16 protein-coding genes are annotated in these 13,931 nt (G+C 70.4%); 6 read left to right on the top strand and 10 right to left on the bottom strand.

Translation table 11 applies throughout. The features are described from left to right. Window positions 1-5: 5 nt before the first annotated feature. The 3 genes from ABD978_RS02645 to ABD978_RS02635 form a co-directional block, all read right to left on the bottom strand. Window positions 6-851 carry an alpha/beta fold hydrolase gene (locus ABD978_RS02645; RefSeq protein ID WP_345347633.1) on the bottom strand — a complete coding sequence of 282 codons (846 nt, stop codon included), beginning with the start codon at window positions 849-851 and terminating at the stop codon, window positions 6-8. Beyond that, a complete protein-coding gene (locus ABD978_RS02640; RefSeq protein WP_345347630.1) occupies window positions 848-1,807 on the bottom strand; it encodes an alpha/beta hydrolase in 960 nt (319 codons plus the stop codon). Before ABD978_RS02640 ends, ABD978_RS02645 begins: the two co-directional genes overlap by 4 nt. Window positions 1,808-1,911: 104 nt before the next feature. After that, the gene (locus tag ABD978_RS02635) at window positions 1,912-2,544 is read right to left on the bottom strand and encodes a TetR/AcrR family transcriptional regulator (protein WP_345347627.1); all 633 of its coding nucleotides are present in this window, start codon (window positions 2,542-2,544) and stop codon (window positions 1,912-1,914) included. A gap of 195 nt (window positions 2,545-2,739) precedes the next feature. Here ABD978_RS02635 and ABD978_RS02630 point away from each other — a divergent pair, with 195 nt between their 5' ends. The 5 genes from ABD978_RS02630 (at window position 2,740) to ABD978_RS02610 (ending at window position 6,559) form a co-directional block, all read left to right on the top strand. After that, window positions 2,740-3,594 carry an NAD(P)H-binding protein gene (locus ABD978_RS02630; RefSeq protein ID WP_345347624.1) on the top strand — a complete coding sequence of 285 codons (855 nt, stop codon included), beginning with the start codon at window positions 2,740-2,742 and terminating at the stop codon, window positions 3,592-3,594. A 31-nt stretch (window positions 3,595-3,625) separates the two neighbouring features. Next, window positions 3,626-4,693 carry a haloalkane dehalogenase gene (locus tag ABD978_RS02625; protein ID WP_345347621.1) on the top strand — a complete coding sequence of 356 codons (1,068 nt, stop codon included), beginning with the start codon at window positions 3,626-3,628 and terminating at the stop codon, window positions 4,691-4,693. Window positions 4,694-4,906: 213 nt separating this feature from the next. Next, complete coding sequence (locus ABD978_RS02620; protein WP_345347618.1) at window positions 4,907-5,431, top strand: dihydrofolate reductase family protein; 525 nt, start codon at window positions 4,907-4,909, stop codon at window positions 5,429-5,431. Between the two features lie 31 nt (window positions 5,432-5,462). Then, entirely contained in the window at window positions 5,463-6,320 is an 858-nt protein-coding gene (locus tag ABD978_RS02615) for an alpha/beta hydrolase (protein WP_345347615.1), read from the top strand. Between the two features lie 29 nt (window positions 6,321-6,349). Then, window positions 6,350-6,559 (top strand): DUF4287 domain-containing protein, encoded by a 210-nt coding sequence (locus ABD978_RS02610; RefSeq protein WP_345347612.1) that lies wholly within the window; start codon window positions 6,350-6,352, stop codon window positions 6,557-6,559. Window positions 6,560-6,699: 140 nt separating this feature from the next. Here the strand turns inward: ABD978_RS02610 and ABD978_RS02605 are convergent, their stop codons facing one another. Then, window positions 6,700-7,581, bottom strand: a complete 882-nt coding sequence (locus ABD978_RS02605; RefSeq protein WP_345347609.1) for an SMP-30/gluconolactonase/LRE family protein — start codon at window positions 7,579-7,581, stop codon at window positions 6,700-6,702. Between the two features lie 22 nt (window positions 7,582-7,603). After that, window positions 7,604-8,101 carry a MarR family winged helix-turn-helix transcriptional regulator gene (locus ABD978_RS02600; RefSeq protein WP_345347606.1) on the bottom strand — a complete coding sequence of 166 codons (498 nt, stop codon included), beginning with the start codon at window positions 8,099-8,101 and terminating at the stop codon, window positions 7,604-7,606. A 262-nt stretch (window positions 8,102-8,363) separates the two neighbouring features. On the opposite strand from ABD978_RS02600, the gene ABD978_RS02595 reads away from it, so the two are divergent. Beyond that, a complete protein-coding gene (locus ABD978_RS02595; protein WP_345347603.1) occupies window positions 8,364-8,567 on the top strand; it encodes a hypothetical protein in 204 nt (67 codons plus the stop codon). Between the two features lie 42 nt (window positions 8,568-8,609). Here the strand turns inward: ABD978_RS02595 and ABD978_RS02590 are convergent, their stop codons facing one another. From ABD978_RS02590 to ABD978_RS02570, 5 genes are all read right to left on the bottom strand, one after another. Beyond that, entirely contained in the window at window positions 8,610-9,686 is a 1,077-nt protein-coding gene (locus tag ABD978_RS02590) for a winged helix DNA-binding domain-containing protein (protein ID WP_345347600.1), read from the bottom strand. Window positions 9,687-9,714: 28 nt separating this feature from the next. Next, window positions 9,715-9,972, bottom strand: a complete 258-nt coding sequence (locus ABD978_RS02585; protein ID WP_345347597.1) for an alpha/beta fold hydrolase — start codon at window positions 9,970-9,972, stop codon at window positions 9,715-9,717. Window positions 9,973-10,099: 127 nt separating this feature from the next. After that, window positions 10,100-10,276, bottom strand: a complete 177-nt coding sequence (locus tag ABD978_RS02580) for a hypothetical protein (RefSeq protein WP_345347594.1) — start codon at window positions 10,274-10,276, stop codon at window positions 10,100-10,102. Window positions 10,277-10,772: 496 nt separating this feature from the next. Next, on the bottom strand, window positions 10,773-12,524 hold the full coding sequence (locus ABD978_RS02575) for an MFS transporter (protein ID WP_345347591.1): 1,752 nt from the start codon (window positions 12,522-12,524) through the stop codon (window positions 10,773-10,775). Window positions 12,525-12,544: 20 nt separating this feature from the next. Then, window positions 12,545-13,012 (bottom strand): MarR family winged helix-turn-helix transcriptional regulator, encoded by a 468-nt coding sequence (locus tag ABD978_RS02570; protein ID WP_345347588.1) that lies wholly within the window; start codon window positions 13,010-13,012, stop codon window positions 12,545-12,547. Window positions 13,013-13,931: the final 919 nt, after the last annotated feature.

Raw genomic sequence — 13,931 nt, 5'->3', positions numbered from 1 at the left:
ATCGCTCATCCGGTGCGCGGCGCGTGCGTGAACTCCCGGATGAGCCGGGCCAGTCTCGTCGGCTGGTCGAGGGGGATGAGGGTGTAGGTGTCCGCCACCTCGGCCAGCCGTCCGCGGAGCAGGTCGGCGAGACGGCGGCCGTGCTCGGGCGGCATCACCCGGTCCGCGCTCGCCCAGACCACCAGGGCGGGGCGGTCGACGTCCGGCAGGCGTTCGGCCGCGGTGAGCAGGAACCCGGTGTCCGCCGCCGCCGCGCGCAGGACCCGTACGGTGTCGCGGCGGATGTCCGGCCGGGTCAGGAGGGGTCTCATCCAGCGGGCGGTGGCGGCGTCTCCTCGTTTGGTGAGCCACCCGAACGCGAGCGGGAGCCGCCGGATCGGGCGGAGCCGCATCTGCTGCATGAACAGCCCGAACAGTCGAGGCGGGAGCCGCCCGGCGAGCAGCAGCGTCCGGCCCGTCAGACCCGGCGGGAAGTTGTCGAACGCGTCGCATGAGGCGAGGACGACCCGTCCGACGCGCTCGGCTCCCTCCGCCATGAGGAGCTGGACGAGCGCACCGCCGGTGTCGTTGCCGACCAGGGTGACGTCGCGCAGGTCGAGACGGTCGAGGAACTCCCCGACCAGCCGGGCCAGCCCGTGCGGTGAGAGGTCGGCGTCGGGGCGCATCGCGCGACGGTGCGCCCCGAGTGGCAGTGTCGGCGCCACGCATCGGTGGTCCGGGGTCAGCTCCGCGACCGGTCCGTCCCACAGCGAGGCGTCCATCAGCAGCCCGTGCAGCAGCACGACGGTCGGACCGTCGCCGCCGGTGTCCTCGTACTCGATCGTTCCGGCGGACAGCTCGACGGTCCTCATGCCCGCCCCGTTCGGGGCGCCGCGGACTCCGCGGCGCGGTGTTCCGGCTCCGCGCGGTCGAGCAGATGCCGGCGGAGGAAGGAGAGCTCGGCGTCGAGGGCCTGCTCGTGCGCGTCCAGGAACGGGGCATAGTGCCCACCGGGCAGGCGGACGAGCTCGCCCCTGGGCGCTCGCCGCGCCGCGCGGATCGCGGGGCCGGGTGGAGCGGTCTGGTCCTGCTCGCACACCACGACCAGCAGCGGACAGCGCACGCGGGAGGCGTGCCGGCTGGGCCGGTACAGCGTGATGCGGAGCGCCGAGCGGGCGGCGATCACCTGCGGCCAGTCCGGATAGCGGTTACCCGGGTTGAGCGCCCGGTCTCCGTCCTGACCGTCCGGAGTGGTGAGCATCGAAATGGTCCCCGGCTCGCCGGCGAGCGATACCAGCAGCGGGGGGCGGCCGAAGAGACCGCCCACGGCGTCCAGGAGACCCCGGCCGGTGAACCGCAGCATCGCCGACGGCCTCTGGTGGCGCCCGGCCTTGGGCGTGGCGTTCAGGCCGTCGGCGAGCGGCATCTGCGCGATCGCCGCCGCCACCCGCGGCTCGCCGGCCGCGGCCCGGAAGATGTGACCGCCCGACAGCGAGAACCCCCATATGGCGATCCTTTCCGGGTCGACCTCGGGCAGTGTCGCGGCGAAGCGGATCGCGGCCCGCCAGTCGGCGAGCTGCTCCCCCATCCGCAGGACCTGGCGCGGCCGCCCTCCGCTCTCCCCGAGCCGGCGGTAGTCGAAGGCCAGCACACTGAACCCCGCCTCGTGGAAGGGGCCGGCGAACGGATCGGTGCCCGGCTCCTTGGTCACGGCACCGCCGGCCCCCATGACCACACAGGCGCCGTTGCGGCCCGGATAGTGCCATGCGACGCACTCGGTGCCGTCGCTGATGAAACGAACCTTCTCCCGCTGCGCGGAAACCCGCATCCCGACCCTCCGTCGAATGGACTGGATCAACGAGCCCAAGTGAACCACGCGGTTCACATGTCGTCCACGGCGGGTCCGCGGCCGGGACTCCGGCGGGGCGGGGGCTATCCGCCGGCGGCCTCTTCGCGCTCCAGCATGCGGATCAGCGCCTCGAACCCCGCGGCGACGCCGGGGGCGTCACCGGTGGTCAGACGCTCCAGCAGGAAGCCGCGCAGCGTGGCGAGGATCATCTCGGCGACCTCGCGCCGCCGCCGGTCGGACCAATGCGCCGGGCAGAGGGACTCCAGGACGGGCAGGTACTGCCGGGACGCCTCCCGGGCGAGGTCGGAATGGCGCTCGGGGTCGTACATGGCCAGGCCGATGGCCTGGTCGAGCACACGGCTCAGCCGGGATTCCTCGTTCAGGAGGGTGGGCCACACGGCACGGATCCGCGCCGCCAGTGTCTCGTGCCCCGACGCCTCGCGCGCGGCGGCCATCGCGTTGTCGATCCGCCTCGCGCGGAGCTTGAAGACCACTTGGCGGAGCAGGTCCTCGACGCCGTCGAAGTGATAGAGCAGCACCTTGTGCGTCGTACCGGCCGCCCGCGCCGCACGCCGCAACGAGAAGTCCACGAGCCCGTTCGCGGCGACGTCCTCGGTGACACACTCGAGCAGTTCCCGGCGCCTGGCCTCGCCACGTGGCGACCCCGCCGATCGCCGGTACCCCGCCTTCGGTGCCTCATCAGCCGCGAATCCCATGGCCACAGCTTCCACCGTCCGGGCGATCGCCGCACATCGGAGGCGCGACACGTCCACGGAAGTATGAGTTTCATATGATATGAAACTGATGTAAGTTCGCGAACGGAAGGTCGTCGAGCGGTATCCGGATCCCGGCGGACCGCGTGCGACGGCCTGACATCCGGGCCACGGCATCTCACACGGAAAGAACTGATCATGATTCTTGTGACCGGAGCGACCGGCACCATCGGACGCCCACTGATCGACCTGCTCGTTCGGGAGGGCGCCAAGGTCCGCGCCGTCACCCGCGACCCGGAGGCCGCCGGTCTGCCCTCGGGCGTCGAGGCCGTCGCGGGCGACCCCTCACGGCCCGGCACGGTCGTCCCGCACCTCGAGGGGGCCACCGCCGTGTTCCTGCACCCGCGGGCCGCCGGAGAGGCCGCCGCCGATCTGCTGGCGTTCGCCCGGGAGCGGGGCGTCGAGCGGGTCGTGGTGCTCTCGGCCATCAACGTGGACGACGATCCGGCGCAGCAGCCCTCCCGCTTCCAGGGCGACCGGAACAAGGAGGCCGAGGACGCCGCCATCGCGAGCGGCCTGGAGTGGGTGAGCCTGCGGGCCGCCTCCTTCGCCGTCAACACCCTCCGTACGTGGGCGCCCCAGGTCCGGGCCGGTGACGTGGTGCGAGGCCCGTACGCGGCCTTCGCCGAGCCTCTGATCGACGAGCGGGACGTCGCGGAGGTCGGCGCCCGCGCGCTGCTCGGCGCCGACCTGGCGGGCCGCCGGCTCCGGCTCACCGGCCCGCGGTCCCTCTCCCACACGGCGCTCGTCACCGTCATCGGCGAGGTGATCGGACGGCCGCTGCGCTATGCGGAGGTCCCTCCGGAGGCGTTCGCGCGAGGCCTGGTCGAGCGGGGTCTCCCGCGGCCCTTCGTCGAGGCCCTGATGGCCAGGTACGCCCGGGGTGCCGGACCGGCCGAGACCGTCACCGACGAGGTGGCGAGGATCCTCGGCCGCCCCGCCCGCACGTACGCCGAATGGGTCGCCGACCATGCCGCCGCGTTTCAAGGCTGACGGCGCCCCGACCAGGACCGAGGAGAACACCATGACCGGTACGGAAGCGTCCCCCGGCGCGGCCGCCCACACCTCGCACCCGGCCTCTGCCGGGGCCATGACCGAGCGGAGCGAGGGAATCGACGACACAGCCCCACGGGTCGACCCTCCGACGAAGGAGGACGCCATGACCGTGCTGCGCACCCCGGAGGAGCGGTTCGCGGATCTGCCCGGCCACCCCTTCGCGCCGCACTATGTCGAGATCGACGCCGGTGACGGCGCCGGCACCCGGCTACGGGTCCACTACGTCGACGAACGACCGAGCGATCCGGCCACGGCCTCCGGGGAGACGGTCCTGCTGCTGCACGGCGAACCGTCGTGGAGCTACCTGTACCGCCACGTCATTCCGCCGCTGGTCGCGGCCGGGCACCGCTGCGTGGCCCCCGACCTCGTCGGCTTCGGCAGGTCCGACAAGCCCGCCGACCGCTTCGCGTACACCTACCAGCGTCATGTCGACTGGCTCACGGAGACGGTGTTCGACCGCCTCGACCTGCGCGACCTGACGATGGTGTGCCACGACTGGGGCGGCCTGCTGGGACTGCGCCTGCTGGCCGCGAGCCCGGATCGATTCCGCCGCGTGGTCGCCACGAACACCCTCTTCCCGACGGGAGATGAGAGCCTCGGCGACGCGTACGCGACCTGGCTGCAACTCAGTCAGCGCGCGAACCCATTCGAGCCCGGCCAGGTCGTCGACCGGGGCACCGTGACCGAGCTCGACCCGGCGGTGCGCGCGGCGTACGACGCGCCGTTCCCCGATGAGTCGTACGTGCAGGGCGCCCGTCAGTTCCCGCTCCTCGTCCCCATCGCGCCCTTCGACGCCGCGGCACCGGCGAACCGCGCGGCATGGGCCGTCCTCGAAACGCTGCGGACGCCGTTCCTCTGCGCCTTCAGCGACAAGGACTACGGGGTCGGTGACAGCGAGCGGATGCTGCGGACGCGGATCCCCGGCGCGGCGGGACGAGCGCACCCCACCATCACGAACGCGGGCCATTTCGTCCAGGAGGACCGCGGGCCGGAGCTCGCCGCGGTCATCGACGGCTTCATCGGCTCGACGCGCTGACCGGCCCCGTCCAGCGGTCGCGGCGCTGAGGGAGACGGAGAGACGCCCACCGGTCCCCGAGTGTCGATGAGCGAAGGAGAGGACGCTCCGATCGCCTGTCACGAAGAGTCGCTTTGGGGGCGTCGCGTGTTCGCGAGGCCCGGACCGTCTACGAGCGGTTGCCGGTCCCGCCTGCCGAGGGGGTGGCCTGCAGGCCGGACGGCGCGGAAGATCGTGGCCGGGCTGTTCGTCTCGCTGGACGGGGTGGTGGAGGCGCCCGAGACGTGGCACTTCCCCTACCTGAGTGAGGAGATGGGGGCGGCGGTCGGCCAGATGTACACCGAGGCCGACACCCTGCTGTTGGGGCGGGTGACCTACGAGGCGTTCGCCGCCGTCTGGCCGCACCAGACCGGCGAGATGGCCGAGGCGATCAACGGCATCCGCAAACTGGTCGCCTCCACCACCCTCACCGAGGCCGGCTGGACCAACGCGGAACTCATCGGAGGCGACGCCGTCGCCGCGGTGAAGGAACTCAAACAGCGACCGGGCGGCACGACCGCAGTGGCGGGCAGCATCAGACTGGTCCGCGCCCTGCTCGAGGCCGGGCTCCTGGACGAGCTGCGCCTGCTGGTCCACCCCTTGGTGGTCGGCACCGGACAGCGCCTCTTCCCCGACGGCACCGCGCCCGTGCCCCTCGAACTCTCCCGCTCGAACGTCTTCACCACCGGCGTGCTCGACCTGACCTACCGGCCCGCCTGACCTGCCCACTGACCAAGAACGGAAGACATCGATGAACGACATCCGGACCGAGGCCGAGACCGGCGTTGAGACCGGGACGCTCCAGGTTCCCGGCGCACGCCTGCACTACGAGGTCCGGGGAACCGGGCCGCTGCTGCTGATGATCCCCGGCGCACCCGCCGACGCCGGAGCGCTGGCCGGGCCGGCGGCATGCCTGGCCGACCGCTACACCGTCGTCACCTACGACCAGCGCGGCCTGTCGCGCAGCGCCCTGACCGACCCGCCCGCCGACCAGCACGTCGCGGTCTTCGGCGACGACGCTCACCGCCTGCTGACCGCCCTGGGTGACGGGCCGGCCTACATACTGGGCAACAGCGGCGGCGCGCTCACCGCACTGGACCTGGCGGCACGCCACCCCGAACAGGTGCGCGCCCTGATCGTGCACGAGCCGCCCCTCCCCGAACTGCTGCCCGACCGCGACCACTGGCGGGCGGTGTTCCAGGACGTGTACGACACCTACCGCGACCAGGGCGCGGGCGCGGCGATGGGCAGGTTCATCGCCACCGTCGACGGCCCCGACGCCGCGCCCCCCGCGATGCCCGACCCCTCCCGGATGCCGCCCGAGGCGCTGGAGATGATGGGCCGCATCCAGGGCAACCTCGACCACTTCCTGGCCCACATCCTGCTGCCCGTGCTGCGCTTCACCCCCGACATCGCCGCACTGCGCTCCGGGCCCGCGCCAGTCACCGTCGGCATCGGAACGGCTTCGGGAGACGGTGTTCCCGCCCTGTCGGCGCGGGCGCTGGCCGAACGGCTCGGCGTCGAGCCGCTCGCCTTCCCCGGCGACCACCAGGGCCTGGCGATCGATGCCGCCGCCTGCGCCGAAATCATCCACGCGGCCCTCGCCTGACCCCCGCCGGCAGAACGGAGCTCCAGACCATGACGACGCCGCCCAAGGGCAACCCCGCCAGCTACTTTCCCGCGATCGAGGCCAAGTACGGGCGCCCCGTTCAGGACTGGATCGACCTCATCGACTCCTCGCCCCTGACCAGGCACATGGAACTCGTCGGCTGGCTCAAGACCGAGCATGGCCTCGGACATGGCCACGCCAACGCCCTGGTCGCCCACACCCTCGCCACCAGGAAGTAGGCCGGACGGACCCGTCCCGTGAGCACCGGCCCCCTTCCGGCTCTCACGGGACGAGGTCGAACGGACGGAGCCCGCCGGGCATCGCAGGAGGTCGAAGTATGTTCCTCGCACTCCGTCATCTCCTCACCGGCGGCAGGCCGTCAGGAAGGAAGCTTCGGCCTGGGCAGTACGGGCGCGCCTACTTTCACGGAGAGCCGGAGAAGGCTGGGTGCGTGCCGGGTCCCCAGGATGCCGAGGTTCGTCACGAGAATGCCCTCTTCGACAACGGCGACGGCCGTCGGCCCGTCGAGTCCGTCGTCGGCCGTCGCGAGAACGGTCACCACCCCGTCGGGTGCGATGCGCTGGACGGTGTTCTCTGGATGCACCGCGAGATATATGTTCCCGAAAGCGTCGAAGGCGAAGTCGTCCGCGGGTACACCTGAATGAATCTCAGTGGTCCTGGACGGCCGACCGGCCTGCGGTTCGATGCGGAGTATGGTGGCCTGCGCAGTATTCGTGACGTAGAGACTTCCGTCAACGAATTTAACGCCATTTACCCCTGTTCCCGAGACGGGGTCGTCGAACGACGTGGGCTTCAGGCGGTCATCGGCCAGCCAAAGCTGCAGATCGTCGTGGCCGCGAGGCAGGTAGAGGATCTCTCCGTTCACGGAATCCGCAGCGAAGAGAGTGCCCTCATCGTCGAACGTGATGCCGTTGAGCCCCGCACTCGCCTTGGCGGCGGCGAACCGAGCCCAGCACCCGGCGGTGTCACTCCTCCAGATCCCCGCTACGGCCTCGTCCTGACTGCGCACGGCCACATAGAGCCGATCGTCCGCGTCTGACGCGAGCCCGACCGCCATGGCGTCGTCGGACCGTCGGACGACCCGCTCCGCACCGGTCGTCGAACGCCAGACGGTTCCGGCCGCCAACAGCGTCGTGCAGATGGTGCCGTCCTTCAGCACGACGATGTTCTCCGGCGTTTCACGAGCACCGTAGTCGAACGACTTCACAGTGGTGACTTCTTCGACATCCGCGGATGACATGGCCCTCTATTCTCCCGGTGACTCAGTCGCCGGCCAGTTGCTCGGTCGCCTGTTGACCGGCGTCGGTGACGCGCCGCAGAAAGGCGGCGAGCGTCTGAAGTTCGTCGTCGGTGTAGTCCGCGCAGATGCGGTCCATCGAGGTATTCATCCCGGAGTAGAGCTCGAACAGCTCCGGGACGCGGTCGCGCAGGGGGTACACGGTCACGGCGCGGCGATCGGCGGCGTCCGGGTCGCGCCGGCGGACGGCCCAGCCGCCTCGTTGCAGCCGGTCGAGGATGCCGGTCATCGTGGCCGGGTGCAGACCGGCACGGCGGGCGAGGACGCTGGGGCTCATCGGCCCGTGCCGGTTGAGCAGGTCGAGACAGAAGAGGTCGGCGTCTTTGATATCGACGTGGTCGCAGATCTGATGGTTGAGCAGTGACAGCTGAATGCTCAACTCGCGCAGGGACTCTTTGATCGTGTTGGTCGTTCGCCGTCGATCTCGCGCCGAGCCGGCATCCTCGCCATTGGTGGACGCCATGGTCGACATCCTCCTAGCTCGATATGATATCCGCTACGTATTTGATGAGGATCTGACGATGTTAGCGCACCCGAAGGCCCTGCTCGCGGCGCGAGGGCCAGGGTGACGACGGCGACCGAAACGCAGTAGACCTTCTCGCCCTGCTGTAGGTGCTGTAGGTGCTGTCCCGCCAGGCGGGTTCGGCCGGCTCGGATCCGGGTTCCAGGGCGTCCTGCCGGGCGGCTGGTCGAGGTCGGCCGGATCCGGGAGTCCGGGCAGGCGCGTGCCGTACGGCGCCGGGGGCGTCTGCGGCACGAGCGCCGCCCGGTGGACTCCGCCGCCATGCGGCGGCGTCCAGGACATCGGGACGGTCTCGGAGCAGCATGGCCAGGGTGTCGCGCAGCGCGGCGGGCGAGCCGACGAAGGACTCGTGGTCGAGCAGGAGGCCCCGCCGACTCCGGTCAGTACGGCGCTGAAGAAGGAATGAGTCTGACCCAGGCCCGTTCCTTCGGATTGGGATGCGGTTCGGTTATGCGGTGGGCTGCAGGAAGCGAACAACGGACGCCTTCTCCAGGTCGATTCCCAGCTCGATCTGAGGCGGGACGGACCCGAACGCATTCACCTGGATACAGCGTGCGCCGGAGCCACGGGTCCAGGTGGCGATGGCCAGCCCGTCGGCAATGACGGTGGGCCGGATGATGCCGCCTCCCGGCCACACGCCGGCCTGGTGGAGAGCGGGGACTGATATGTCGCGGGTGCGGTAGCCGACCAGGTAGTTGTCGTAGGCGGGCAGCATGCGAACGTCTGGGGTGTCAGACGGGCCCGTGGGTTCCTCCACCCGCCCGGCGAGCATGGTCAACGCACCGTACTCGATGATCACGCCGGATTCCGCCAGCATCTTCCAGGCCCTGCGCGCCCACGTGACCGGCAGTCCGGACCAGGCGGCGAAGTCCTCCAAGGCGGCGGGGGCGTGCGCGGCCAGGTAGCGGCGGGCCAGCTCGGTGAGGGCGGCGTCTCCCTCCCGCCGGCCGCCCCCGGTGGTGGGCAGCCAGTCGTCGAGCAGCACATACGTGGCTTCACCAGCGCGTCGCGGGCCGTAACAAAGAGTGCCGGTGAGTGCGGCGTGGCGGATCAGGTGGAAAGGTGCCTGTCCGTCCGGCGGGATACCGAGGGCGGTGAGGTGCTCAGTCAGCTCGGGTCGAGTAAGCGGGCCGTGCGTGGTGAGGACGCGCCGAAGGAGATGGTCGGCGCGCTGTCGCAGATCGTCGTTCAGGCCCAGCTGCTGGTAGCGGTGGCCGGTCGCGGCGAGGATCCTGGGGGCGAGCAGTCGCAGGACCCAGCGGGCGTCGTCGCTGGGGATCGTGTGCAGGGTGCCGCGCATGTACCAGCCGCGGACGATGCTCCGCTCTTCCTCGTACGCTGCGCGGACGGCTCGGGGAGTGAGGTCCCGCCCGCGTACCCGGATGCCCAGGTCGGCGGCCGTGGCGTCCTGGGCCTGGATGGCGAAGACCCGTCGGACGGCGGCGTCGGCCGAGGCCTCCCGCGTACCGCCGGCCAGGGCCTGAGCATGGGCCCGCAGCCTGCGGACGCTTTCATGGTCGAGCATCGGCTGTCCATCTCATGGTCCGGCGCGGTCAGGAGACGGCTGTGCCGATCGGGGCAGCCGCATGGCTGTGGGCGACCAGCGCGACGTTCAGATCATTGCGCTCAACGAATCTGGTGATATCCGCGATGCGCGTATCCAGGTCCGCCTGCGGTTCGCCCTGGCCGGCGTGCTCGGCCAGGGCCGACAGCGACAGCGCAGTGTGGCCCTGCTCTCGCAGAGCGCGGACGGTGTCTTCCCAGGCCCACGTCCCGAGGCAGGCACCAGGAACGAGTACGAAGGTGGCCAAGTGATCTCCCAGAAGTGAGGTGCTGCGGGGAGCATAAAGTCAATACCGGACAGATCCCGCCCTCCTTTGCGCTGTGGGTCAGGGATAGGAGGCCGAGGCCCCGTCGGGCCGTAGCCTCGGCCGGCGGTCAGCTCTGGCCGGTCGGCGGGTGCGGGAACACCGACAACCGGTCGGCGCGGCCGTAGGTCTGCCCGGAACGGTTGATCGCGACGATGTACTGACCGATGACCTCGACGGTGTTGGCGATCTCCCAGAGCACCTTCTCCTGAACGGGGTTCATCTTGGCGGCGAACTGGTTGGCCACGTCGTGGATGGGGCTGGGGACCGTCTCCTCCTGCCGGACGCCGGCCCCGGCGCGTTGTAGCTGTTGCCGTCGACCCCGCTCTGTCCCCCGTGGACCTCCTTGACGGTCGCCTGCTGCCCGAAGACCGTCCTTGACGGACATCACCTTGCTACGGAGTGCCTCGTAGTCGCCGACCACGGTCCGCGCGGCCCCAGCATCCGTTGCTCCGCGCCGCGCATGGACCCCAGATCCACCCGGATCGGCCCGCAGGCGGGCACGTTCTGGTCGTCCTGCTGACCGCTTCCGCCGACGTTCCGGCGGGTCCTGGTTGAAAGAGGGCGGCGTGCAGGCGACCTGCGGGGTCGGCACCAGGTAGGCGACATCGGTGGTGGCGTTCGGATCCGTCTGCCCGTCATCGCCCGCGTTCGGATCGAACGCCGGACCGTACAGCGGTTGCTGTGGGTCGCTCACCGCGACTTCCATGTGGTGTGATCCTCGAACCGTGCCTGGACCTGGCTCAGGAGGAGCGCGCTTCGGACCTGGTCTGCTCCCCCTTCCGCGCGTCGGGCCCTGCGCTCGGGGCGGTGCGCCGGTGTCGGCCGCGCAGTGCGGAGGCGAGCGCGCCGACCAGGGCCAGGACCGTGGCCACGGTGAAGACGGTGACGAGACCGTGATGGAACGGACCGGTCACCAGGGTCGGGAAGAACCGGGTGCCGGTGAGGGTGTGGACGTCGCCGGCGGGCAGGGTGCGCAGGACTCCGCTCGGCGCGAGCAGATGGCCGATCGGGTTGTTGCCGAGGAAAGTGGCGAACAGGCTGCTGACCGGCGGCAGGTTCGCCGCCTGGGCCGCCGTGCCCGCAGGAACGCCGTGCGCCCGCAGGCCGCTGTCGAGCGCGCCGGGGAGCGAGCCCGCGAGACCGGTGATCATGAGTGAGAAGGACAGGCCGATCGACAGGGCGGTGCCGGAGTTCTGGAACGTCGAGCGCATCCCGGAGGCGACTCCGCGCTGGTCCGGCGGGACACTGCCCATGATCGCGGAGGTGTTGGGCGCCGCGAACATTCCCTGTCCGAGGCCGCTGAGCAACAGCATGGCCGCGAACACGGGATACGGGAAGTCGACCGGCAGGAGGAGAAGGCCGACGAAGGCCCCGGCCACCACGAGCAGCCCGGTCGTGGCGAACAGCCGCGCGCCGAAACGGTCGGACAGCCAGCCGGAGATCGGCCCGCCCAGGAGGAACCCGATCGTCAGCGGGAGCATGAAGATGCCGGCCCACAGCGGAGTGCGTTCGAAGTCGTAACCGCGCAGCGGCAACCACATGCCCTGCAGCCACATGATCAGCGTGAACTGCAGGCCGCCGCGGGCGATCGCGGTGAGCAGCGCCGCCAGATTGCCCGCGGCGAAGGCACGGATGCGGAACAGCCCGAGCTCGAACATCGGTTCCCTGATCCGAGTCTCCGTGACGCAGAAGGTGACGAGCAGCGCCAGGCCCCCGCCCAGCGCGCCGAGCACGTACGGGTTCGTCCACCCGGTCGAGTGGCCGCCGTACGGCTGAATGCCGTAGGTGATGCCGACGAGGAGGGCACCCGCGCCGGCGGTGAAGGTCAGGTTCCCGACCCAGTCGATGCGGCCGGGCCGGCGAGAGCCGATCTCCCGCAGACTGCGGTACGACCATGCCGTGCCGGCCACGCCGATCGGCACGCTCACCCAGAACACCGCCCGCCAGTCGATGGCCGCCAGCAGTCCTCCGGCGAGGAGGCCGATGAACTGGCCCGCGAGCGCGGTGATCTGGTTGATGCCGAGCGCCATGCCGCGCTGCCGGGCCGGGAAGGCGTCCGTGAGGATGGCGGCGGAGTTCGCGGTGAGCATCGAGCCGCCGACGGCCTGCACGATCCGGAAGCCGATGAGCCACAGGGCGCCGCCGCCGCCCTTGAACGGATCGAGGGAGAGGGCGATCGAGGCCGCGGCGAAGATCGCGAAGCCGGCGTTGTACATCCGGACACGGCCGAACATGTCGCCCAGCCGGCCCAGCGCGACCACCAGCACGGCGGAGACCAGCAGATAGCCGAGGATCATCCACAGCAGGTAGCCGATGTTGCCGGGTGCGAGCGGGTCCAGTCCGATGCCGCGGAAGATCGCGGGTAGGGAGATGATCACGATCGAGGAGTCGATGGTCGCGATGAGCACGCCCATCGTCGTGTTGGACAGTGCCACCCACTTGTAGCGCCCGTTCCCCTCGTGGGCGCGCTCGCGGTCGTCCACAGAACCCATCCGTCTGTTGTCTCCGTCCGTCACAGCCGTTCCGCCAGTCGGTCGAGCAGAGGAAGCACCGGAAGGAGCGCCCGCCGCTCGGTCGGCGTGAACTCCGCGTCGATGACGGCGGCCAGGCGCCGTATGGATTCCGAGCGCCGGTCGGCGACCAGTCCACGGCCCGCCTCGGTGATCGTCATCACCGCCCGGCGGCCGTCGCTCTCGTCCGGGCTCCGGTCGACGAGGCCGCGTTCTTCCAAGGCGGCCAGGGTGGCCGCCATGGCCTGGGGCCGTACGCCTTCGACGGCGGCGAGCGCGCTCGGTGAACTCGGACCTTCCCGGTCGAGCCTGGCCAGCGTCGATATCTCGGAGAGCGCCAGGCCGCCCACGGATCCCTTGGCCTGCCGCATCTTCCGGGCGATCCGCCCCACGCTCAGGCGCAGCGCCGCCGCGATCTCACTCGCGTCCACCTCGTCCGCGTCCGCAGCCGACGCGTCGATCTCCGGCATAGTTGCTTACGGTAACTTAATAAGTTGTTTTTAACTATGTGCCCGAGATGCCTGTCCTGTGCTGGCCAACGGGCCGGGGCCGGGCGACCCCGGCACCGGGTCGGTCGGGTCGCCTTCCGAAGCCCGCCGCGGATCCCGCGACGAATTGTCACCGCGGGCGGCCCGTCGGCCCGCTTGGCGGCCGACGGTTGAAAACGGCGTGAAAACTCACCGGCGAGTGCGCGCACGCGCCGCCCTGTCCGAGATCTCGAACAATTACCAGTGAGCGAATCGGCTGGTGAGGTCGGAGATCGGGTCCGCCGCCGACGCCGCACCGGAGTGATCGGCGACATATTCGCCTCTCGGCCGGCCCTCCGCCTTGACCGTTCCCGAATCCGGTTCTTACCGTCGCATCGATCCGATGGGGAGCGCAGAGAAATGCGCGACACAGCGGCACGACGTACCACGTGACCAACCTGAACGACTCGGGCAGCGGGTCGTTCCGCGACGCCGTCAGCGCGTCCCACCGCACGGTGGTCTTCGACGTCGCCGGCTACATCAAGCTGTCCTCCGCCGTCTCCGTCAAGAGCGACATCACGATCGACGGCACGACCGCCCCGGACAGGGCGTCGGCTTCATGGCCCGGGAGGTGTCGTTCGCGAACTCCTCCAACGACATCGTCCGCAATGTGCGCTTCCGTGAGGGCACCCTCGACCCGGACAGCGACAAAGCGAGCCCTGCCCGACGGTGAACCCCAGTCCGTCGACGACGAGCCGGTCTCCGTACCGCTTGGTGAGTCCCTCGATCGTGATCGCCCGCACCGGATAATAGATAACGGTTAGCTATAAAGCCGTCAAGGCGCGAGGAGGAGCTTTCGGTTCCCGCTGCCCTGCGCGCGCTTTCGCACGGATACTCGCTGGACCTGATCATCTGCGCCTGC

It is taken from the genome of Actinoallomurus liliacearum (genome assembly GCF_039542035.1).
Lineage (GTDB): Bacteria > Actinomycetota > Actinomycetes > Streptosporangiales > Streptosporangiaceae > Actinoallomurus > Actinoallomurus liliacearum.
Note: the sequence above shows the minus strand (reverse complement) of the source record. Positions and strands in the feature narration are given on the sequence as shown.